The organism is Methylobacterium sp. 142-1Y (genome assembly GCF_057747795.1).
The window spans coordinates 3,662,707-3,683,849 of the sequence record NZ_CM173224.1; the positions used below are offsets into that span (position 1 = coordinate 3,662,707).

Consider the following 21,143-nt stretch of genomic DNA (forward strand, 5'->3'; position numbering starts at 1 on the left):
CCGTGTTTCGGGCCCGAAAAGGGCTGGCCTCGATCTGACTCCGCGCGGCCCGGCCCCGGGCCGCAGGCCAAGGGCGCTGTGGCCGCCGCCCTCCCCTTCCTTGCCTTCTCGGCCCGCATCCCATAGCCGTCGCGGCATCACCCCCCCGCCCCGTGAGCAGGAGCCCCGACGATGATCCCCCGCTACAGCCGGCCCGAGATGACGGCGATCTGGTCGCCGGAGACGCGTTTCCGGATCTGGTTCGAGATCGAGGCCCATGCCACGACCGCGCTCGCCGAACTCGGCGTGGTGCCGAAGGAGGCCGCCGCCACGGTGTGGGAGAAGGGCCGCGACGCGGTGTTCGACGTCGCCCGCATCGACGAGATCGAGCGCGTCACCAAGCACGACGTGATCGCGTTCCTGACCCATCTCGCCGAGATCGTCGGGCCCGAGGCGCGCTTCGTCCACCAGGGCATGACCTCGTCGGACGTGCTCGATACCTGCCTCAACGTGCAGCTCGCCCGCGCCGCGGATCTCCTCATCGCCGATATCGACGGGCTGCTGGCCGCGCTCAAGCGCCGGGCCTTCGAGCACAAGCTGACCCCGACCATCGGCCGCTCGCACGGCATCCATGCCGAGCCGGTGACCTTCGGGCTCAAGCTCGCCCAGGCCTATGCCGAGTTCGAGCGCGCCCGCGCCCGCCTCGTCGCCGCGAAGGCCGAGGTCGCGACCTGCGCCATCTCGGGGGCGGTCGGCACCTTCGCCAATATCGACCCGCGGGTGGAAGAGTACGTCGCCGCGCAGATGGGCCTGACGGTCGAGCCGGTCTCGACCCAGGTCATCCCGCGCGACCGCCATGCGATGTTCTTCGCGGTGCTCGGCGTCGTTGCCTCGTCGATCGAGCGGCTGGCGATCGAGGTGCGCCACCTCCAGCGCACCGAGGTGCTGGAAGCCGAAGAATACTTCTCCGAGGGCCAGAAGGGCTCCTCGGCGATGCCGCACAAGCGCAACCCGGTGCTCACCGAGAACCTGACCGGCCTCGCCCGCATGGTCCGCGCCTATGCTCTCCCGGCGATGGAGAACGTGGCGCTCTGGCACGAGCGCGACATCTCGCATTCCTCGGTCGAGCGGATGATCGGCCCGGACGCCACCGTCACCCTCGATTTCGCGCTCGCCCGCCTCACCGGCGTGGTCGACAAGCTGCTCGTCTATCCCGAGCAGATGCAGCGCAACCTCGACCGGCTCGGCGGCCTCGTCCACTCGCAGCGGGTGCTCCTGGCGCTCACGCAAGCCGGCGTGTCGCGGGAGGACGCCTATCGGCTGGTGCAGCGCAACGCGATGCCGGTCTGGCGCGGCGAGGGCGACTTCCTCACCCTGCTCCAGGCCGACAAGGACGTGACCGCGGCGCTCAAGCCCGAGGCGATCGCCGAGTGCTTCGACCTCGGCTACCACCTCAAGCATGTCGACACGATCTTCCGGCGGGTGTTCGGCGAGGCGTAAGATGAAGGCCGGGCGCCGAGCGGCGGCGCCCGGCCACAGGGCCGACCTGCGAAAGGTGCAGGTCGGGCCGGACGGAAGACGCCGATCCGGCGACCTTGACGCCGCGATGCCGCGAGACAAGCTCTTACACCGAGGGAGCATCGGCGTGTCTCGCGAGGTGGCGGCGTGGTCCTCGATCATCTGCTGGAGACGGCGTTCTGCGTCAGCGGCCTGAGCGGCACCCTGACGGTGGCGACGGCGGGCGGGCGCCGCTTCAGGGCTGGCGACGGCGACGGCCCCGCGGCGGCGATCCGGTTCACGGATGCGGCCGCCGCGCGCGAGTTGCTCCTCGATCCCGAGCTGAAATTCGGCGAGCTCTACACCGACGGGCGCCTGGTGCTCGAATCCGGCAGCCTGCCGGAGCTGATGACGGTGCTGCTCGGGCGCAACCGCGGCGAGCCGGCCCTGCGGCAGGTGCGTGCGCTCGCCGCCCTGCGCCGCCTCGGTCGCCGCATCGCCGGCCGCAACACCTTGTTGCGCGCCCGCCGCAACGTCGAACGCCATTACGACCTCGACGATCGGCTCTACGCCCTCTTCCTCGATGCCGACCGTCTCTATTCCTGCGCCTATTACGCGAGGCCCGGGATGAGCCTGGAGGAGGCGCAAACCGCCAAGATGCGCCACATCGCGGCGAAGCTCCTGACCGGTCCCGGCCAGCGGGTGCTCGATATCGGCTGCGGCTGGGGCGCGCTCGCCCTCTACCTCGCGGGGGTGGCGGGATGCGCGTCGGTGCGCGGCATCACCCTCTCGGCCGAGCAGCACAGGGTGGCGCAGGCCCGGGCCGCGGAGCGGGGCCTGTCCGCCCGCGTGCGCTTCGCCCTCGAGGATTACCGGAGGCTCCACGGCACCTTCGACCGCATCGTCTCGGTCGGCATGTTCGAGCATGTCGGCCCGGCCCACTATGACGCCTTCTTCCGCACCGCGCATGACCGCCTCGCCGAGGACGGGGTGATGCTCCTGCACACGATCGGCCGCACCGGCGTGCCCTGGCCGACCAATCCGTGGATCACCCGCTACATCTTCCCCGGCGGCCACCTGCCGACCCTGTCGGAGATGATGCCGGCGATCGAGCGCGCCGGGCTGATGCTTGCCGACGCCGAAGTGTTGCGGCTGCACTACGCCGAGACCCTGAGCGCCTGGCGGAGTCGCTTCCTCGCCCATCGGGCGGAAGCCGCTGCGCTCTACGACGAGCGATTCTGCCGGATGTGGGAATGGTACCTGGCGAGCGCCGAGGCCGCCTTCCGCTACGAGGACGCGGTCGTGTTCCAGCTCCAGCTCACCCGCCGCAACGACGTGGTGCCGCTGACGCGGGACTACATCGCGGATGCCGAGGCGCGGCTGCGGCGGGCGGAGGAGACGACGGGAGAGACTGCACGGGAGGCAGGATGGGAGGCAAAGCCGACGCGCGCGACGGGGTGAAACGGCCCCGGACAGTCGCTCGCGCGGAGCCGCTCTCCCCCCTATTCCGGCTTGAGCCCCGAGCGCGCCTCGAGTTCCTGCAGGGTCCGGCGGGCCACGGTGGCGCCGGGCAGGCGGCGCTCGCGCTCGAAGCGGGCGATCGCCGCGCGGGTGCTCGGGCCGGCGATGCCGTCGACGGAGAGCGGGCCGTAGCCGAGCTTGACCAGGGCGCGCTGCGCGTAGGCGACCGCCTTGTCGGGCTTCGCCCCGGGGGCCGGTGCGGTGTGGAGCGCCGACGCCTTGACGGCCTCCTCCGCCCGCGCCTCCCGGACCGGCGCAGGAGGACTCTTCCCGGCAGCGACCTTCGTCGCCGTCTCCCTGGCAGGCTTCTCCTTCGCGGGGGCATCCCTGACGGACGCCTCCTTCGCCGGGGCCGGCTTGGCGGCTTTCGCGGATGCCGCCTTCGGACTGACCGAGGCGGTGGCGTGGTCCTCGCTCCGGATCAGTGCGCCGATCCCGTCCGGCTTTCCGGCCCGCGGGGCGGCTTCGCCCGAGGCGCGCGGCCCCGTCTCGTCCGGAGCGCGCGCCGCATCGCTCGCGGCGCGCGGGGCGTCGGCCCGGGCCGTGGCGGTGGGGGAAGCCTTGTCGGCAGGCACGGGGGACGGCGCCTTGGCGAAGAGCGGCGCCGGATGGCGCCCGGTCTGGAAGCTCAGCGCGTTCGCCGCCACCGCCGCCACCGCCCCGAGGGCGAGGAGCCCGCCGACGATGCCGGCCGGGTGGCGCATGAGCCGGTCGGCCCGGACCCGCAGGCGGTCCAGGGGACCGGCGGGGCGCGGGGCGCTGCGGGGCGCACGCGGCGCCCGGGGAGCCGGCCGCGCGCGCGGCGCCGGGCGCGACTCCGCCGTCAGCGCCAGGTCGGGATCGTGTCGCCGGGCTGTCGCCTCGACGGGTTTCCGGGCCGGCGCCTCGGACATCGCCTCTCCTTCCGGCTTCGATTGGTCCGCCTTGATGCCGTCTGCCTTGATACCGTCTGCTCTCGGACCATCCGTTCCGGAACGGTCCGCCTTCGTTCGATCCGCCATCGATCGCCCCCCCTTGGCGCGGACCAGGGAAGGAAGGGCCGGAGGTGAATCGGACACGTCAGCCCGTCAGCCGCAGGGTGGGGGGCATCTCGTCGACGACGCTGCGCACGAGGGCGCCGGTCCGGATCGGCACCGGTGCGCCCGGGACGGCACGGCCGCCGCGGCAATCGAGCGGCAGAGTGACGACGACCCGCGTGCCGCAAGCCGGGCTGCTCTCGACGGCAAGCTCGCCGTGATGCAGGCCGACGAGGCCGCGCACCACCGAGAGCCCCAGGCCCGTGCCCTCGTGCGGGCGGCCATAGGCCGCGCCGGCCCCGAGCCCGGCCTGGAAGAACGGGTCGCCGAGGCGCGGCAGGTCGGCCTCGGCGATGCCGATGCCCGTATCGACCACCGCCATCTCGACCCGGTCGAACACCCGGCGCACCGAGAGCACCACCTCGCCGCCGCGCGGCGTGAACTTCACGGCGTTCGACAGGAGGTTGATCAGCATCTGCCGGCAGGCGCGGGCATCGGCCGTGACCTCCGGCAGGTCGGCGGCGACCTCGCGCCGCAGGCGCACGCCGCCCTGGTCGGCGCGGATCTGCATCAGGTCGCAGACGCCGCGGGCGAGGCCGCCGAGGTCGAACGGCTCGGGCGCGTAGTCGAAGTTGCCGCTCTGGATCCGCGACATGTCGAGGAGTCCGTTCACCACCTCGAGCAGGTGCTGGCCGGAGGAATGGATGATGCCGGCATATTCCCGCCGCCGCTCGGGCCCGAGCGCCAGGGTCGATTCGGCCTCCAGCATCTCCGAGAAGCCGATGATGGCGTTGAGCGGTGTGCGCAGCTCGTGGCTCACGGTGGCGAGGAAGCGGCTCTTGACCTCGTCGGCGCGCTCGGCCGCGGCCCGGGCCTGGTCGAGCTCCTCCGCCCGGCGCCTGTGATCCGAGACGTCGCGGGTCACCGCGACCACGGCGGCCTCGCCGGCGGCCGGCCGCATCGCGCCCGGTACCCGGTGGGCCCGCATCTCGGCCCAGATCACCCGGCCGGCCTCCCCCGCCTCGCCGGCGGCGTGCAGGCGGAACTGCACCGTCACCGGCTGGGCCTGGCCGGCGGCGTCGCTGAGCGCGGTCAGGAAGGCCGGCCGGTCGGAGACGTGGACGCGGTTGAACAGGCCGCGGCCTTCCAGCGCATCCGGCACCGTCCCGGCGAGCGACCGGGCGGCCGGGCTCGCCTGCAGCACGCTGCCGTTGCGGTCGTGCCAGGTCACGAGGTCGTCGATGGCGTCGAGGAGCAGCGCGTCGCGCAGGGAGGCGGCGTTCAGCCGGTCGCTCCAGCGCCCCTCGCGGCGGACATGCTCGACGGAGAGCGCCAGCACGTGGCAGATCGCCGTGATGGCGAAGACCGGCATCGCGAGCGCCGCGGACCAGGCGAAGACGCCGACGCCCGGGGCGGGTTCGATCACCGCCACGGCCAAAGCCCCCAAAGCCGCGAAGACGGCCGCCACCACGGCGGCGCGGTGCGAGCCGGCGAGCAAAGCCTCGACCGGGATCATCACCAGCCAGATCGCAGCCGCGGAGGTCGGCCCGCCGGTGAGGCTCGCCAGGCAGACCACGAGCCCGGTGAGCGCCGCCGAGGACAGGCCGTGGGCGAGCGTGAGGTTGCCGGTGCGCGCCAGCAGCAGGGCTGCGACCACCGGAAGCACCAGGCAGGAAGCCGCCGCCGCCTCGACCAGCGTCGGGACGCCGCGCCAGAGGAGATAGGGCGGCAGCATCGCCATCAGCACGGCGCCGGTGGCGAGCCGGGAGATCAGGAACCGCTCGTGGCGGGCCCGCTCGGCCGGGTCGCCCGCGACCGAGTCGTGGACGAGGCCCGTCAGACGGGCATCGATCAGGGACGCAAAGGCACTGTTGATACGCACACCGCCACGCCAGCGCGGGAGACCTCGCGGCCCCGGCGCCCCTACACTGCGAACTGTCCAAACCCTCGCAGAGCCGGCTTAAACGAACGTTAGAGCGCGCCGATGCCGGGATTCTTGTCCACCGGTGGCGTCGCCCCGGTCGCATCTGCGCGGGTGCGACCTCAGCCCCTACCCGGTCATGGCTTCCGTCTCGTACCCGGCGCGGCCCAACGCCTGGGCCACGTCGAGGGCCTGGGCGTCGGTGACGATCGCGACCCGGCCGGCCTCCAGGTCCACGCTCACCCGCGCCGCCGGGTCGAGGCGCTGGACCGCCTTCGTCACCGCCGCGACGCAGCCCTGGCAGGTCATGCCCTCGACCTTCATCAACAGCTCCATCCGCTCGCCGGACCGATCCGTCATCGTGACTCTCCCTTCCGCTGCGGCGCACCAGGGCCGCGCAAGCCATCTCGGGTAGAGCGGCATTCCGGACAAGGGTCCCGCGAAAACCGTGGGCAGCCCGAGGCGGAGTCTTGCGAGTATTCGGCACCTCGGCGACAACCGGGGCAGGCTGGATTTCGCGGAACCCGGCCTGTCCTCGGCGCGTAAGAGGAATCGCGATGGCCCTCATCACCGGCCGGCGCGCCGGCGGGTCGTCGGTGGGCCGGATTGCCCTCAGCCTCTCCGTCCTCCTGGCGAGCGGGATCTGCCTCGCGGTCGCCTTCCTGTCCGCGCCCCTCCTCGGGGCCGTGGCCGGAGCGGCTTTGGCGGCGGCCGCCCTCGGCGGGATGGCCACCGCGCTGGCCTGGCGCCGCGCCGGCCGCCTCGCCCGCCAGGTCGAGACGCTGTCGGGCGAGATCGACGGATTGTCGCGCCGCCTGCTGACCCTGGAGCAGCGGGAGGCGCCGGCCGCGCCGGTGGCGAACCTGGAGAGCGGCCTGTCCGAGGTCACGGCCGAGATCGGCCTGCTCGGCGGCATCGTGCGCGAACTCGCCATGGCGGTGGCCACCCAGGACGAGGATCTGAGCCTCCTCAAGGCCAGGCCGTCCGCCGGGGCTCCGCCCGCTGCGGCAGCCCCCGTCCAGGCTCCGCTGCCGATGCAGGCGGCCCCGGTTCAGGCCGCCTCGGTTCCGTATCCGTCGGCGCCACCCTATGGGGCGGCGACGATGCCGGCGGCGGCATCACCGCACTCCTATGGCGCGGCCCCCGCCTTCGCGCCCGCGCCGTCGGCCCCCCAACCCGTGCAGGCCGCCCCGTCCCGGCCAACCGAGTCCGCCACCCCGCCGCCGGCTGCCGCCTCGGTGCCTTCGTCAGCGTCTTCGTCGGCCCCCTGGGCCTCCGACCCGATCCTGCCGCGGGAGGCCGTCCCGGCACCGCGCCGGCCCTTCGTGCCCGAGCCCGCGATCGAGGCCCGGCCGGAGGCCGAGATCCTCGCCGCCCTGAACGACGGCCTCGAGATCCACCTGCAGCCGATCGTCAGCCTGCCGCAGCGCAAGGTCGCGTTCTACGAGGCGCTGGCGCGCCTGCGCGTCGGCGATGCCCTCCTGTCCCCGGCGGAATTCGTGCGGGTGCTGGAGCGGCATGGGCGCACCACCGAGCTCGACCGGCTGATGCTCGCCCGCGTGACGGCGATCGGCCAGCACCTCGCCTCCCGCGGCAGCGAGACGCCGGTGGCCTACGCCCTGTCGCCGGGCTCGTTGTTCGAGCCGGGCTTCCTGCGGGCGGTCGGCCGCCTGATCGACCTGCACCCTGAACTGGCCGGCCGGCTGATCCTGGCGCTGCCGCAGCGCAGCTGGCGCAGCCTCGACGCCGAGCAGGCGAGCGCGTTGCGCTCCTTACGCGAGCGGATCGGGCTGGCGGTCGACCGGGTGACGGATCCGCGCCTCGACGCCGCGGCTTTGGCCTCCTGCGGGGCGAGCTACGCCAAGATCGGCGTCGACATGCTGCTGAGCGAGCACGGCGCGGCGATGGCCCTCGGGCTCGCCCGGTCCGGGATCCGGCTGGTGGCGGAGGGCGTCGAGCGCGAGACCGACGTGCCTGACCTGATCGATCTCGACCTGCCGCTGGCGCAGGGCACCGTGTTCTCGCCCCCCCGCATCGTGCGGCCCGAGGTGCTCTCGCCCCCCGCCCCGCCGGCCCCCGAGCCCGAGCCGACCCCGCCGGCCGACGACCCGCAGCCCCCGGTGCGCCGCGCCTTCCGGGACGTGCTGCGAAGAGCGGTGTGACGGCTGACGAAGCGGTAGCGGCGCATCCGCGTTGGGCCTAGCATCGGGGACCCTCGCAGCAGACAAGGCCCCCGATGTCGGACCCCATCGCCCGCCGGATCGCCCAAGGCGCGGGCCGCGAGCCCGCCGATCTGGTGATCCGCGGCGCCCGCCTCCTCGACCTCGTCACCGGCGATCTGGTGGAGACCGACATCGCGGTCTGCGGCGATACGGTGGTAGGGACCTACGGCCGCTACGAGGGCGCGCGGGTGATCGAGGCCAAGGGGCGCATCGCCGTCCCGGGCTTCATCGACACCCATCTCCACATCGAATCCTCGCTCATCACCCCGCATGAATTCGACCGCTGCGTGCTGCCGCACGGGGTCACGACGGCGATCTGGGACCCGCACGAACTCGCCAACGTGCTCGGCAAGGCCGCCTTCGACTATGCGCTCGCGGCCTCGGGCGAGACGATCATGGACATCCGGGTCCAGCTCTCCTCCTGCGTGCCGGCGACCGACCTCGAGACCTCCGGCGCGCGGATCGAGGCCGCCGACCTCGCGGCCTATCGCGACCATCCCCGGTCGCTGGGGCTGGCCGAGTTCATGAACTTCCCCGGCGTGGTCGCGGCCGACCCCGGATGCCTGGCGAAGCTCGCGGCCTTCGCCGGCCGCCATGTCGACGGCCACGCACCGCTCCTGTCGGGCCGTGCGCTCAACGCCTATGCCGCCGCCGGCATCCGCACCGACCACGAGGCGACGACCGCCGAGGAGGCGCTGGAGAAGATCCGCAAGGGCATGACGGTGCTGATCCGCGAGGGCTCGGTCTCGAAGGACCTGCACGCGCTCGGCCCTCTCCTCACCGAGCGGACGGCGCCGTTCCTCGCCTTCTGCACCGACGACCGCAATCCCCTCGACATCGCCGAGGAAGGCCATCTCGACCATCTGATCCGCACCGCGATTCGGCTCGGCGTGCCGCCGCTCGCCGCCTACCGGGCCGCCTCGCTCAGCGCGGCGAGCGCCTTCGGGCTCACCGACCGCGGCATGATCGCGCCGGGCAAGCGGGCCGACATCGTCCTCCTCGACGACCTGGAGGCCTGCGCGGTCTCGGCCGTGATCGCGGCCGGGCGCCTCGTCGACGAGGCCCTGTTTTCCACCCGCACCGTCACGCCGCCGCCCGGCCGCGACAGCGTGCGGGCCGAGCCGGTGGCCGCCGCCGACCTCGCCGTGCCGGTGCCCATGGGCGAGACCTCGGTGATCGGCGTGGTCCCGGGCCGGATCATCACCGAGCACCGGCGCCTGACGCTGTCCGGCGTGCCGGACTTGGAGCAGGACGTGGCGATGGTGGCGGTGGTGGCGCGCCACGGCACGCGCAGCATCGGCCGCGGCCTGGTGCAGGGCTTCGGGCTCGCGCGCGGCGCCATCGCCTCCTCGGTCGGGCATGACAGCCACAATCTCTGCGTCGTCGGCGCCGACGCGGCCGCGATGGCGCGGGCGGTCGATCGGCTGATCGGCCTGCAGGGCGGCTTCGTGGTCGCGGACGAGAGCGGCATCCTGGCCGAATTGGCGCTGCCGATCGCCGGCCTGATGAGCGACTGGACCTTCGAGGCGGTGCGCGACGCGCTGCCGCCCCTGCGCGAGGCGGCCCGGCGGCTCGGCTGCACCCTGCCCGAGCCGTTCCTGCAGGTCGCCTTCCTGCCGCTGCCGGTGATCCCGCACCTGAAGATCACCGATCGCGGCCTCGTCGACGTCGACCGGATGATGATCCTGTGAACGCCGTCCTGTTCGGAAACCATTCCACGGGCAGAGGCTCGAGCAGGGTGTAATCGATTTCACGGAAGACGTTGCGTTCGGGACGCAGCGCCTTTAAGCCCGAACGGACCTCCCGCTGCGATGCAGCAAGGGAGAGGCGGGCAGGGGGCAGGCATGGCCGAGATGATCCGCGCAACGCATCCGGGCGAGGTGGCGATCCTGGACGGGATCGCCGACGTCGCATCCGGCTTCGACCTGATCCTGTGCGACGTCTGGGGCGTGCTGCACGACGGCGTCCATGCCCATCGCGGCGCGAGCGAGGCGCTGACGCGCTTCCGCGCCCTGCCGGGTGCGCGGCCCCGCCGGGTGGTACTGCTCTCGAACGCGCCGCGGCCGGGGCAGTCCGTGCAGGGGATGCTCGACGCGTTCGGCGTGCCGCGCACCGCCTACGACGCCATCGTCACCTCGGGCGACCTCACCCGCCGGCTGATGGCGGAGCGGGCCTCGGCACCGATGCATCATCTCGGGCCCGACCGCGACCTGCCGATCTTCGACGGCCTCGACCTCGCCCGCGGCGGGCCGAACGAGGCCGCCCACGTCGTCGTCACCGGCCTCCTCGACGACGAGGTCGAGACGGCGGCGGATTACCGCGGCGTGCTCGAACCCTGGGCCGCCCGCGGCGTGACCCTGATCTGCGCCAATCCCGACCTCGTGGTCGAGCGCGGCGACCGGCTGATCCCCTGCGCGGGCGCCGTCGCGGCGCTCTACGAGGAGATGGGCGGTGCGGTGGTCTATGCCGGCAAGCCGCACGTCCCGGTCTACGAGGCGGCATTGGCGACGGCGCAAAGCCTCGACGACGGCGCTCCCCTCCCCCGCGACCGGGTGCTTGCCGTCGGCGACGCGATCCGCACCGACATCGCCGGCGCGCGGGCCTTCGGCATCGCCTCGCTGCTGGTGGCGCGCGGCATCCACGCCGAGGAACTCGGCGTCGCGGCGGGCGCGCCGATCGGCGACATCGCCCATTGGCTCGAGGCGCAGGCCGTGCACCCGGACGGCGTGATCGACCTGCTGCGCTGGTAGCGACGGCGAAGGACCGAGGCGCGGCCCAAGCGGATTTCGCAAAAGCGGGCACCGGTTTTGCAAAAAAATCTGCGACAAAACAACGATCCAAGCGGTCGGCGCGTTGGCCTGCCAACGCGCCGACCGCTTGGGCCGCATCCCGGTTTCGCCCGTCCTGAAGGACGGGATGTCAGGAGAACAGGGCGTCGATCGCGTCCTGCGGGGTCGCCGGCCCCTTGAGCTGCGGGCCGTTGAGCAGGAGCTTCTCGGCACGGGCCTTGCGGCGGGCTTCCTCCGGGTCGTGCTCGGCCTCGCCGTCGCGCACGTTCACCACGGTGGAGAATTGCGAGAGGCGCTTCTCGAGTTGCCCCAAGGCCTCCACCACCTTGGAGATGCGCTGGCCGGTAATGTCCTGGAACGTGCAGGCCTCGAAGATGTCGCCGATATGCGCCTCGACCTGGCGGCGGTACTCCGGGAGGGTCTTGGCCTCGATGGCCATCATCGCCTCGGCCGATTCCATGATCCGGTTGGTGGCGCTCGCGGTGGCGGCGACGACGCTGCCGAGCTCGTCATGCGCCATCGGGATGCGGTCGCGGGTCAGTTCCTGGGCCCGCAAAGCAGCGATGCCCCGCTTGAGCTTGGTGATGTAGTCGGCGATCTCGAGCAGCTCGCTCACGGGGATCGCCCTGTCCGCCGGTTCGGCCTTGGTCACGCGAGCCACGGGCTCCTGGCCTCCCAGCAGTCGGTTGAGGGCGGATCGCGGCCCCGCCGTCATCTGCCTGAGCACGTGATCCCTCCCCGCGCGTGGGTTGTTCTCGAATCGGATCTCCCGGGACCGGGCGTTCCGGGTGCGGGTCTTCTGCTGCAGTCCGGGACACGCGGCATCGAGGCCGAAGCCCGGCGATCCGGCGCGGGAGGCGCGGCTGGCCTTATCAGACCTGGCCGCCCGCTTCCCGCGCCCGAAAGGCGCCGCCCCGTCACCGAGCCGGCGAGATCAGGCGCCGCAGACCGCCTCGATCTTGGTCTTCAGCGTCTGGGCGTTGAACGGCTTCACGATGTAGTTGTTCACGCCGGCCTTCTTCGCCGCGATCACGTTCTCGGTCTTCGACTCGGCGGTGACCATGATGAACGGCGTGGTGCGCAGGGCGTCGTCGGCCCGGACATGGCGCAGCAGCTCGTACCCGGTCATCGGCTCCATGTTCCAGTCGGAGATGACGAGACCGTATTTCTTGTTCTTCAGCTTCGCCAGGGCGCCGGTGCCGTCGGAGGCATCGTCGACGTCCTCGAAGCCGAGCTGCTTCAGCAAGTTGCGGATGATGCGGACCATCGTCTGGTAATCATCCACGACGAGGATCGGCATGCCGAGGTCGAGTGCCATGGCTTACGGCTCCGTTCGCGGGCGCGACGCATCCCCGTGCGCGACGAACCCCGCTTGGATCATCAGGGGAAGCACCGGGCGGCGCTTCTGGTCTAGGCTTGTAAATCCACCCCCTTGAGAAGGGGTTAACCCGCCGACGACCGGCTCGACCCATCCCCGCCGCGCAGAAAGCCGCCTCCTTCCCCTCTGTCCTTCTTGCAGGTCGCCGGCTCTCCCGATCTCCCGCGCGCGGGGCTTCGGCCCCGCGGCTTGACCCACGGAGCGGATTTCGACAGGGTCCGGCCGCCTTCGCAAGCCCCCTGCCTCCTTCGCCAGCCGAGGACCGTTGATGCCGCGCGACGAGACTGCCCCGCGCCCCGTCGCGTCGCCCTTCCCGGTCCATCGCGACGGCGAGCCGGTGCCGGCGGGCCTGAACGGGGCCGTCGCGGCTCTGGGCAATTTCGACGGCATCCACCAGGGCCACCGCGCGCTCATCGCGGCGGTGCGCGAGATGGCGGCCGATCTCGGCCGGCCGAGCGCCGTCGTCACCTTCGAGCCTCATCCCCGCGCCTTCTTCTCTCCCGATACGGCGATGTTCCGCCTCACCGGCGAAGGCGAGAAGCTGGCGGTGCTGCGCCGCTTGGGCATCGACGGGGCCTTCGTGCGCCGGTTCGACGCGAGGCTTGCCGGCACCGGGGCCGCCGCCTTCGTGGCCGACACCCTCAAGGGCGAGCTCGGCCTGTCGGGCGTGGTGATCGGGCACGATTTCCATTTCGGCCGCGGCCGCGAGGGCACACCCGCGATGCTGGAGGCGCTGTGCGCCGAGAACGGCCTCGCCTGCCGGATCGTGCCGGCGGTGGCCGCGGGCGGGGGCGAGGCCCCGGTCTCGTCGAGTGCGATCCGGGCGGCCCTGGAGGCGGGCGACATCGCCACCGCCAACCATCTGCTGGGCTACCGCTGGTTCGTCGAGGGCGAGGTGCGTCACGGCGACAAGCGCGGCCGCACCCTCGGCTTCCCGACCGCCAACGTGGCGCTCGATGCCTGCGCGCTCGCCCACGGCATCTACGCGGTGCGGGCCCGCCTCGCGGATGGCCGCGTCTGCGACGGCGTGGCGAGCTACGGCCGCCGCCCGACCTTCGACGACGGCGCGCCGCTCCTCGAGACCTATCTGTTCGACTTCTCCGGCGACCTCTACGGCGAGCGCATCGCGGTCGAATTCGTCGGCTTCCTCCGCGGCGAGGCGCGGTTCGACAGCGCCGAGGCCCTGGTGGTACAGATGCACGCCGACGCCGCCGAGGCTAAGCGGAGGCTGGCCGAGGACCGCACGCCCTCGATGCTGGGGTGACCGGGCCGGGGTGAAACGGGGGTGAGGTCGCGGGCTATTCCGGGATGAACTCGCGGATCGGCGCCTCGGTGTCGATGCCCCGCTCGCGCGGGCGCTTCACCCGCCGCGCCGGGCCCTTCTCCTCGTCGGGGATCAGCAGCGGGTCGATCGGCGTGACGGACCCGGTGGCGTCGATGTCCTCCGGCACCGGCCGCGGCGGCGCGCGCAGCTCGCGGGCGACGGCCGGGGCGGCGAGGAGCGCGGCGAGGGCGAGGGCGGGAAGCAGGATCCGCATGGCAAAGCTCCGGATTCACTGAGCCTGTCCGTCAACCGCGCGACGCCGCGCTCCGTTCCGGCCTTCTCGTTCGCACGGGGTTTACCGGGTGGAGATCGGCACGATGAACGCGGTGCCGGTGATCAAGGGTCGAGCATCCGCGCTTGCGACCCGGACGGCAGCGCGGCGAACGGATCGACTGCCGGCACACCCAGCGGGCTGAAATGCCGGAGATTGCGGGTCAGCACCGACCAACCGTGGCACCGCGCCGTTGCGGCGATGGCGATATCCGCCAGATCGGGCTTGCGGCCCTGCCCCAGCGTCAGGTCGATCAGGCCGCCGATGGGCCGCGCCACGTCGAGGTCGATCGGGACGATCCGTGGGCCGTAGAGATGCAGCAGCGTCGTCAGCCACTCCGCCAGCCGATCGGCCTTGCGACGCGCGCCCTGCCCGCGGCTCTTCGCGATGCCGGCCTCGACCTCGGCGACGGTGATGACCGAGAGATACAGGTCGGCACTGTTGCGATCCATCCAGGCGGCGAGGTCGGATGGGCTCGCCGCCTGGGTTGGAGCACCGGCAGACACGACGTTGGTATCGACGAGGTACGTGCGTCAGAGCTCGACATCCCGCACTCCGCCGTCACGCTCGGGCAGATCCCCCGGTTCTAGGGGCGCGGACATGAGCAGCCGACCGAAGGAAGGAATCTGCGACAGGCGCTGCCATTCCTCATGGCTCAGCAAGACGGCCTCGGGTCGGCCGTGCCGGGTGATCACCGAAGGTTCGCCCTGGCGGGCGCGATCGATGACCGCGGACAACGTCGCCTTCGCATCGCGCAGCTGAATTTCCTGCGTCGTGCACTCCATGACCATTGTGGTCATGATGGCGCTGCCGGAGGCATCGACAAAGGCATTCCGCCCCGCGGCAAGCGAGGTCTCGCGGCCTGCGGACGCCCGGGGCCCCATCACCCCGCTTCCCCCGCCCGCCCGCCGCTGCTAGAAGCGCCGGATGACCGAATCGCACCCGCGCCGCGTCGCCATCCGGCGAATTACGAGCCCGGCTTCCGCCTGAGGGCCGCTCGCGGCCGCGCGGAAGGCCGGGTTGCTGCCGTTTCGCCGCTTGCGATTCCCTCAACGGGCTGCGGGTCCCGCGCCCCAGACGAGCCTTTGACCCCCATGACCGAGCCTAAACCCGCCGCCGGGCGCGACTATTCCGAGACCCTGTTCCTGCCGGTCACCGACTTCCCGATGCGGGCCGGCCTGCCGCAGCGCGAGCCGGAGATCCTGGAGCGCTGGGCGCGCACGAACCTCTATGCCCGCATCCGCGAGGCGGCGGCCGGGCGGCCGAAATTCGTGCTGCACGACGGCCCGCCCTATGCCAACGGCCACATCCATATCGGCACCGCGCTCAACAAGATCCTGAAGGACATCGTCGTCCGCACGCAAGGCGCGCTCGGGCAGGACGCCAACTACGTCCCGGGCTGGGATTGCCACGGCCTGCCGATCGAGTGGAAGATCGAGGAGCAGTACCGCGCCGCCGGCCGCAACAAGGACGACGTGCCGGTGGTCGAGTTCCGGCGCGAGTGCCGGTCCTTCGCCGAGCACTGGCTGTCGGTGCAGCGCGAGGAGTTCAAGCGCCTCGGCGTCACCGGCGACTGGGACCATCCCTACCTGACCATGGCCTATCCGGCCGAGGCCGCGATCGCCCGCGAGCTGATGACCTTCGCCACCACCGGCCAGCTCTATCGCGGCTCGAAGCCGGTGATGTGGTCGGTGGTCGAGAAGACCGCGCTCGCCGAGGCCGAGGTCGAGTACGAGGACCACGTCAGCGACACGATCTGGGCCGCCTTCCCGGTCGTCGAGTCGAAGACGGTACCGGACTTGCTCGGCGCTCGCGTCGTCATCTGGACCACCACCCCCTGGACGATCCCCGCCAACCGGGCCGTCGCCTTCTCCAAAAAAGTCTCCTACGGATTGTATCGTGTCGTTGCTGCGCCTCAAGAGAACTGGTCTCAACCTGGTGTTCGTTACGTTGTTGCTGACAAACTGGCGAGCGACGTCTTCAAGGCAGCGCGGGTCGAATCCTACGAGCGACTGAGCGACGTTTCGGCGGAAGACCTTGCCGGCGTGACGCTGGCCCATCCGCTGGCGGGCTGGAACGACGGCTATGCCCATGCGGTGCCGATGCTGGAGGGCGAGCACGTCACCGACGAGGCCGGCACCGGCTTCGTCCACACCGCACCCAGCCACGGCCGCGAGGACTTCGAGGTCTGGATGGCGAACGGCCGGGCTTTGCGCGAGCGCGGCATCGAGACGGCGATCCCCTATACGGTCGATGCCGACGGCGTGCTGACGCAAGCCGCGCCCGGCCTCACCGGCACCCGCGTGCTCGACGAGAAGGGCCAGAAGGGCAACGCCAACAAGGCGGTGATCGCCGCGCTGACCGCCGCCGGGACGCTCGTCGGCCGCGGCACGCTCAAGCACAGCTATCCCCATTCCTGGCGCTCGAAGAAGCCGGTCATCTTCCGCAACACGCCGCAATGGTTCATCGCCCTCGACAAGCCGGTCGAGACCCTGAACGGCGCGACCTTGCGCGACGTGGCGCTCCGCGAGATCGCCGTCACCCAGTGGGTGCCGCCGCAGGGCCAGAACCGCATCACCGGCATGATCGCCAACCGCCCGGACTGGGTGGTGTCGCGCCAGCGCGCCTGGGGCGTGCCGATCACGGTCTTCGTCCACCGCGAGACCGGCGAGATTCTTCGCGATGAGACGGTCAATGCCCGCATCCACGCCGCCTTCGCGGCGGAGGGGGCGGATGCCTGGTTCACCGACGCCGACGGCGCCCGGTTCCTCGCCCCCGAGCACGACCCGGCCGCCTACGAGAAGGTGACCGACGTCCTCGACGTGTGGTTCGATTCCGGCTCGACCCACGCCTTCACGCTCGACGACCCCGAGCAGTTTCCGGGCCTTGCCGGCATCCGCCGCCGCCGCGACGGGGGCGACGACACGGTGATGTATCTCGAAGGCTCGGACCAGCATCGCGGCTGGTTCCATTCCTCGCTGCTCGAATCCTGCGGCACCCGCGACCGCGCGCCCTACGACGTGGTGCTGACCCACGGCTTCGTCCTCGACCCCAAGGGCGAGAAGATGTCGAAGTCGAAGGGCAACGTCGTCGCGCCGCAGGACGTGATCAAGGGCTCGGGCGCCGACATCCTGCGCCTGTGGGTGGCGGCCTCGGACTATACCGACGACCTGCGCATCGGCCCGGAGATCATCAAGACCTTCTCGGAGACCTACCGCAAGCTGCGCAACTCGCTGCGCTGGATGCTGGGCACGCTCGCCCATCACCGGCCCGAGGACCGCGTCGCCCCGGAAGAGATGCCGGAGCTGGAGCGGTTCATCCTGCACCGGCTGGCCGAGCTGGATACCGAGATCCGCGACGCCTTCCGTACCTTCGATACGAAGCGCGTCGTGGCCTTGCTCAACGGCTTCATGACCGGCGACCTGTCGTCGTTCTACTTCGACGTGCGCAAGGACGCGCTCTACTGCGATCCGATCTCGTCGCAGACCCGGCGGGCCTCGCTCACCGTAGTCGACGAGGTCTTCAAGCGCGTCACGGTCTGGCTCGCCCCGGTCCTCGCCTTCACGGCGGAGGAGGCCTGGCTCGCGCGCACCCCCTCCGAGACCGGTTCGGTCCATACCGAGACCCTGCCGGAGACGCCCGCCGCCTGGCGCGACGAGGCCCTGGCGAAGCGCTGGGCCAAGATCCGCCGGGTGCGCCGGGTGGTGACCGGGGCGCTCGAGATCGAGCGCGCGGGCAAGCGCATCGGCGCGAGCCTGGAGGCGGCGCCCAAGGTCTTCGTCGCCGATTCCGACCTGCTGGCGAGCTTAGAGGGCATCGACTTCGCCGAGGTCTGCATCACCTCGCGGATCGCGGTCGAGGCCGGCGAGGGGCCGGCCGAGGCCTTCCGGCTCGACGAGGTCAAGGGCGTCGCGGTGGTGCCGGCCCTGGCCGAGGGCCGCAAATGCGCCCGCTCGTGGAAGGTGCTGGGCAGCGTCGGCAGCGATCCGGATTATCCGGACGTGACGCCCCGCGACGCGCAGGCCCTGCGCGAGTGGGACGCGCTCCACGCCAAGGCCGCCGAGTAAGGGGCGAGGAACGGGCGAGGAAAACTCATGCGTCCCCTCCCCTTCGGCCTTCTGGTCGCGCTCGTCACCCTGGTCCTCGACCAGGCGACGAAGCTCGGCCTTCTCTTCGTCGCCGATCTTCCCCTGCGCGAGCCCGTGGTGCTCGCGCCCTTCGCGCAGCTGATCGTGGTGTGGAACCGCGGCGTCTCCTACGGGCTGTTCCAGCAGGATTCGGCTGTGGGGCGCTGGGTGCTGGTGGCGCTGTCGCTGGTGGCCTCGGTCGCGCTCTCGGTGTGGATGGCGCGGGCCGGCAGCCGCTGGCTCGCCGGCTCGCTGGGGATGATCGTCGGCGGGGCGATCGGCAACGCCATCGACCGGGCCGCCTACGGGGCGGTGTTCGACTTCGTCCACCTCCATGCCGGGGCCTGGTCCTGGTACGTGTTCAACGTGGCGGATGCCGGCATCGTCTTCGGGGTGGTGGGGCTTCTCTACGACGGGCTGGTGCTGGAGCGCCGCCGCGCCCCGGCAACCGGCGAGAGGACCTGAAACCCCTTGTGTGTCGCGGGTGCAACGCCGGTCGCCGGCGTTGCGCCTCACGATGGCCACGCCATACCTTCGCCCGAAACCGCCACCACCCAAGCTGGTAAATCATGGGGCGGAACAGGCAGGGGCCAGCATGCTCGACAAGCGCACGATACTCGCCGCGGTGACGGTCGCCGTCGGGCTCAGCCTGTCTTCCGGGGCGCAGGCCCAGGAAGGCGTCGCGATGAAGAACGCCCTGTCGTCAATCGGCCTGATCGAGCCCGAGCGGCCGACCATCACCTATCGCGAGCGCGCGCCCCTGGTGCTGCCGCCGCACATGGACAAGGCCGCCCTGCCGCCGCCGGTCGACCGTCGCGCCGTGCGCGAGGCCAACCCGCAATGGCCGACCGATCCCGAGACCGCCGCCCGCGACCGGCGCGCCGCCGAGGACCGCAAGCCGATCACCCGCGGGTATGGCGGCCGGATGAGCGACAACAACGCCACCCTGCCGATCCAGGAGATGCGCGGCGGCCGACGCGAGGGCGCCAGCGTGACCACGGAGCCGACCTACAAGCCCGGCGACAACGTCAAGGAGTCGTTCTGGCTCAACCCGATGCAGTTGCTGGCCGGCAAGAAGGACGAGGATCCCAACCTCCCCGACGTCGAGCCCTCCCGCGATTCGCTGACCGAGCCGCCGACCGGCTACCGCAAGCCGCCGAACGGCAAGCTCGCCCGCACCGACCGCGGCCCGAACGGGATGATCAGCGACCGCGAGCAGGCCGATCCCGGCGTGTATCTGCGCTCGCGCCAGTAACGTTTCCGAGATCGTCGCGAGTTCCTCGACCCCGGGCCGCCCTGCGGCCCGGGGTTTTCGTTGGTCGAGACCCGCTTGGCCCGCAGGGCTGCGGGCCGGATTGCCGCAAGGACCGCCCTGGCAGCGCGAGGGCCAAGCTTCGGATGAATATCCGTTCAGGCTTAATCTGAGCCATAACGGGGCCGATCTGCGTCGAGTGCATTTCTCCGCAGTTCTCGGGTCCCCCCTGCCACAAAATGCTCTAGAACAGGGTCTCTAACGGCCAGCGACCCCGGTGGCCGGCCCGCCGGCCGGCTCGGACGCCCCGCTGGCCCGTGACTCGCATGAGCCGCAAGCCTCTCTTAAGTGAGCCGGTTCACGATCCAACACGGGTGGCCCGTCCGGCCGCCCGGCTAAGGTAGATCAGGATGCCCCCAGTCAGGATGCGCCCCGCCCCCGGCCTCGTCTGCCCCGTCAGCGCCACCCTGCGCACCGACGCGGCGCCCTTCGGCCGAGCGGAGGCGGGCGGTCCCGAAGTGGCGTCCTTCGTGCTCGACAACGGCCTCGACGTGGTGGTGGTGCCCGACCACCGCGCGCCGGTCGTCACCCACATGGTTTGGTACCGCAACGGCTCGGCCGACGATCCGCTCGGCCAGTCCGGCATCGCCCACTTCCTCGAGCACCTGATGTTCAAGGGCACCGAGACCCACCCGGTCGGCGCCTTCTCGAAGGCGGTGTCGAGCTTGGGCGGCCAGGAGAACGCCTTCACGTCCTTCGACTACACGGCGTATTTCCAGCGCGTCGCCCGCGACAACCTCAAGACCATGATGAGCTTCGAGGCGGACCGGATGACCGGCCTGATCCTCGACGACGCCGTGGTGGCGCCCGAGCGCGACGTGGTGCTGGAGGAGCGCCGCATGCGGGTCGAGACCGACCCGGCGGCGCAGCTCTCCGAGGCGATGGCGGCCTCGCTCTTCGTGCATCATCCCTACGGCATCCCGATCATCGGCTGGATGCACGAGATCGAGGATCTGAACCGCACCCACGCCCTCGACTATTACCGCCGCTTCTACACCCCGGAGAACGCCATCCTGGTGGTCGCCGGCGACGTCACCGCCGACGAGGTCCGGCGGCTCGCCGACGACACCTACGGCGTGGTGGCGCCGCGCGGCGCCCGGCCGCAGCGGGTGCGGCCGCGGGAGCCGGAGCCCCGCGCCGCGCGCCGGCTCAGCGTCGCCGACCCGAAGGTCGAGCAGCCGACCCTGCAGCGGCTCTACCTCACCCCCTCCTGCATGACCGCCCGCGACGGCGAGAGCCACGCGCTCGAACTGCTGGCCGAGGTGCTGGGCGGCGGGCCGACCTCCTACCTCTACCGCAGCCTGGTGCTGGAGCAGGGCGTCGCGGTGAATGCCGGCGCCTGGTACATGGGCTCGGCGATCGACGACACCCGCTTCTCGGTCTACGCCGTGCCGGCGGAGGGCGTGAGCCTGGAAAAGCTCGAAGAAGCCCTCGACCGGGCGCTCGCCCGCGCCCCCTCCGAGGCCCTGTCCGCCACCGCGATCGAGCGGGCGAAGACCCGGCTGGTCGCCGAGACGGTCTATTCCTCCGACAGCCAGTCGTCGCTCGCCCGCATCTTCGGCTCCGCGCTCGCCATCGGCGAGAGCATCGAGGAGGTGCGGCGCTGGCCTTCCGAGATCGAGTCGGTCCAGGCCTCGCGCCTCGCGGCGGTGGCCGAGCGCTACCTGGTGCCGGCCCGCTCGGTCACCGGCTACCTGATCAAGGGCCCGGCAGCCGCGGCGGCCGCCTGACCTCATCCGCCAGGACACCGCCCGGGGCCGTCGCATCCCCGGGCGGTTCTTTGATC

General features: G+C 71.6%; 18 protein-coding genes. 10 read left to right on the forward strand and 8 right to left on the reverse strand.

The annotated features are described in order from the left end of the window. The first annotated feature begins 171 nt into the window (after window positions 1-171). A complete protein-coding gene (purB, locus tag AC3AOF_RS16750; RefSeq protein ID WP_236989776.1) occupies window positions 172-1,479 on the forward strand; it encodes an adenylosuccinate lyase in 1,308 nt (435 codons plus the stop codon). Window positions 1,480-1,644: 165 nt separating this feature from the next. Continuing rightward, window positions 1,645-2,937 (forward strand): SAM-dependent methyltransferase, encoded by a 1,293-nt coding sequence (locus AC3AOF_RS16755; RefSeq protein ID WP_236989775.1) that lies wholly within the window; start codon window positions 1,645-1,647, stop codon window positions 2,935-2,937. A 41-nt stretch (window positions 2,938-2,978) separates the two neighbouring features. Here AC3AOF_RS16755 and AC3AOF_RS16760 read toward each other — a convergent pair whose 3' ends face one another. The 3 genes from AC3AOF_RS16760 to AC3AOF_RS16770 all read right to left on the reverse strand — a co-directional run bounded on the left by AC3AOF_RS16760 (window position 2,979) and on the right by AC3AOF_RS16770 (window position 6,294). After that, on the reverse strand, window positions 2,979-3,890 hold the full coding sequence (locus AC3AOF_RS16760) for a peptidoglycan-binding domain-containing protein (protein ID WP_488345943.1): 912 nt from the start codon (window positions 3,888-3,890) through the stop codon (window positions 2,979-2,981). Between the two features lie 166 nt (window positions 3,891-4,056). Further along, window positions 4,057-5,895, reverse strand: a complete 1,839-nt coding sequence (locus AC3AOF_RS16765; RefSeq protein ID WP_488345944.1) for a sensor histidine kinase — start codon at window positions 5,893-5,895, stop codon at window positions 4,057-4,059. A gap of 168 nt (window positions 5,896-6,063) precedes the next feature. Next, window positions 6,064-6,294 (reverse strand): heavy-metal-associated domain-containing protein, encoded by a 231-nt coding sequence (locus tag AC3AOF_RS16770; protein ID WP_236989772.1) that lies wholly within the window; start codon window positions 6,292-6,294, stop codon window positions 6,064-6,066. A gap of 197 nt (window positions 6,295-6,491) precedes the next feature. Here AC3AOF_RS16770 and AC3AOF_RS16775 point away from each other — a divergent pair, with 197 nt between their 5' ends. The 3 genes from AC3AOF_RS16775 (at window position 6,492) to AC3AOF_RS16785 (ending at window position 10,906) form a co-directional block, all read left to right on the forward strand. After that, a complete protein-coding gene (locus tag AC3AOF_RS16775) occupies window positions 6,492-8,096 on the forward strand; it encodes an EAL domain-containing protein (protein WP_488345945.1) in 1,605 nt (534 codons plus the stop codon). A 74-nt stretch (window positions 8,097-8,170) separates the two neighbouring features. Continuing rightward, window positions 8,171-9,847: an adenine deaminase gene (gene ade, locus AC3AOF_RS16780; RefSeq protein ID WP_488345946.1), complete on the forward strand. Its 1,677-nt coding sequence runs from the start codon at window positions 8,171-8,173 to the stop codon at window positions 9,845-9,847. Between the two features lie 153 nt (window positions 9,848-10,000). Further along, window positions 10,001-10,906, forward strand: coding sequence for a TIGR01459 family HAD-type hydrolase (locus AC3AOF_RS16785; RefSeq protein ID WP_236989769.1), 906 nt, complete (start codon window positions 10,001-10,003; stop codon window positions 10,904-10,906). Between the two features lie 169 nt (window positions 10,907-11,075). On the opposite strand, the gene AC3AOF_RS16790 is transcribed toward AC3AOF_RS16785, so the two are convergent. Next, window positions 11,076-11,597, reverse strand: coding sequence for a protein phosphatase CheZ (locus AC3AOF_RS16790; RefSeq protein WP_236989768.1), 522 nt, complete (start codon window positions 11,595-11,597; stop codon window positions 11,076-11,078). 282 nt (window positions 11,598-11,879) lie between these two features. Further along, window positions 11,880-12,263 carry a response regulator gene (locus AC3AOF_RS16795; RefSeq protein ID WP_203155475.1) on the reverse strand — a complete coding sequence of 128 codons (384 nt, stop codon included), beginning with the start codon at window positions 12,261-12,263 and terminating at the stop codon, window positions 11,880-11,882. A gap of 328 nt (window positions 12,264-12,591) precedes the next feature. On the opposite strand from AC3AOF_RS16795, the gene AC3AOF_RS16800 reads away from it, so the two are divergent. Then, window positions 12,592-13,587: a bifunctional riboflavin kinase/FAD synthetase gene (locus tag AC3AOF_RS16800; RefSeq protein WP_236989767.1), complete on the forward strand. Its 996-nt coding sequence runs from the start codon at window positions 12,592-12,594 to the stop codon at window positions 13,585-13,587. A gap of 34 nt (window positions 13,588-13,621) precedes the next feature. Here the strand turns inward: AC3AOF_RS16800 and AC3AOF_RS16805 are convergent, their stop codons facing one another. The 3 genes from AC3AOF_RS16805 to AC3AOF_RS16815 all read right to left on the reverse strand — a co-directional run bounded on the left by AC3AOF_RS16805 (window position 13,622) and on the right by AC3AOF_RS16815 (window position 14,718). Further along, window positions 13,622-13,861 (reverse strand): hypothetical protein, encoded by a 240-nt coding sequence (locus tag AC3AOF_RS16805; protein ID WP_488345947.1) that lies wholly within the window; start codon window positions 13,859-13,861, stop codon window positions 13,622-13,624. Between the two features lie 122 nt (window positions 13,862-13,983). Then, on the reverse strand, window positions 13,984-14,424 hold the full coding sequence (locus tag AC3AOF_RS16810; protein ID WP_488345948.1) for a PIN domain-containing protein: 441 nt from the start codon (window positions 14,422-14,424) through the stop codon (window positions 13,984-13,986). A 27-nt stretch (window positions 14,425-14,451) separates the two neighbouring features. Continuing rightward, window positions 14,452-14,718 carry a type II toxin-antitoxin system Phd/YefM family antitoxin gene (locus AC3AOF_RS16815; RefSeq protein ID WP_488349004.1) on the reverse strand — a complete coding sequence of 89 codons (267 nt, stop codon included), beginning with the start codon at window positions 14,716-14,718 and terminating at the stop codon, window positions 14,452-14,454. Between the two features lie 294 nt (window positions 14,719-15,012). Here AC3AOF_RS16815 and ileS point away from each other — a divergent pair, with 294 nt between their 5' ends. From ileS to AC3AOF_RS16835, 4 genes are all read left to right on the forward strand, one after another. Beyond that, window positions 15,013-17,985, forward strand: coding sequence for an isoleucine--tRNA ligase (gene ileS / locus AC3AOF_RS16820; protein WP_488345949.1), 2,973 nt, complete (start codon window positions 15,013-15,015; stop codon window positions 17,983-17,985). Window positions 17,986-18,012: 27 nt separating this feature from the next. Next, window positions 18,013-18,510 (forward strand): signal peptidase II, encoded by a 498-nt coding sequence (lspA, locus tag AC3AOF_RS16825; RefSeq protein WP_488345950.1) that lies wholly within the window; start codon window positions 18,013-18,015, stop codon window positions 18,508-18,510. Between the two features lie 130 nt (window positions 18,511-18,640). Continuing rightward, a complete protein-coding gene (locus tag AC3AOF_RS16830; RefSeq protein ID WP_488345951.1) occupies window positions 18,641-19,300 on the forward strand; it encodes a hypothetical protein in 660 nt (219 codons plus the stop codon). A gap of 422 nt (window positions 19,301-19,722) precedes the next feature. Continuing rightward, complete coding sequence (locus tag AC3AOF_RS16835; RefSeq protein ID WP_488345952.1) at window positions 19,723-21,087, forward strand: M16 family metallopeptidase; 1,365 nt, start codon at window positions 19,723-19,725, stop codon at window positions 21,085-21,087. Window positions 21,088-21,143: the final 56 nt, after the last annotated feature.

Coding starts and splice junctions, on each gene's coding strand:
- purB (WP_236989776.1), top strand. CDS start 172: ATGATCCCCCGCTACAGCCGGCCCGAGATGACGGCGATCTGGTCGCCG.
- AC3AOF_RS16760 (WP_488345943.1), bottom strand. CDS start 3,890: ATGTCCGAGGCGCCGGCCCGGAAACCCGTCGAGGCGACAGCCCGGCGA.
- AC3AOF_RS16770 (WP_236989772.1), bottom strand. CDS start 6,294: ATGACGGATCGGTCCGGCGAGCGGATGGAGCTGTTGATGAAGGTCGAG.
- AC3AOF_RS16775 (WP_488345945.1), top strand. CDS start 6,492: ATGGCCCTCATCACCGGCCGGCGCGCCGGCGGGTCGTCGGTGGGCCGG.
- ade (WP_488345946.1), top strand. CDS start 8,171: ATGTCGGACCCCATCGCCCGCCGGATCGCCCAAGGCGCGGGCCGCGAG.
- AC3AOF_RS16785 (WP_236989769.1), top strand. CDS start 10,001: ATGGCCGAGATGATCCGCGCAACGCATCCGGGCGAGGTGGCGATCCTG.
- AC3AOF_RS16795 (WP_203155475.1), bottom strand. CDS start 12,263: ATGGCACTCGACCTCGGCATGCCGATCCTCGTCGTGGATGATTACCAG.
- AC3AOF_RS16800 (WP_236989767.1), top strand. CDS start 12,592: ATGCCGCGCGACGAGACTGCCCCGCGCCCCGTCGCGTCGCCCTTCCCG.
- AC3AOF_RS16805 (WP_488345947.1), bottom strand. CDS start 13,861: ATGCGGATCCTGCTTCCCGCCCTCGCCCTCGCCGCGCTCCTCGCCGCC.
- AC3AOF_RS16815 (WP_488349004.1), bottom strand. CDS start 14,718: ATGACCACAATGGTCATGGAGTGCACGACGCAGGAAATTCAGCTGCGC.
- ileS (WP_488345949.1), top strand. CDS start 15,013: ATGACCGAGCCTAAACCCGCCGCCGGGCGCGACTATTCCGAGACCCTG.
- lspA (WP_488345950.1), top strand. CDS start 18,013: ATGCGTCCCCTCCCCTTCGGCCTTCTGGTCGCGCTCGTCACCCTGGTC.
- AC3AOF_RS16830 (WP_488345951.1), top strand. CDS start 18,641: ATGCTCGACAAGCGCACGATACTCGCCGCGGTGACGGTCGCCGTCGGG.
- AC3AOF_RS16835 (WP_488345952.1), top strand. CDS start 19,723: ATGCGCCCCGCCCCCGGCCTCGTCTGCCCCGTCAGCGCCACCCTGCGC.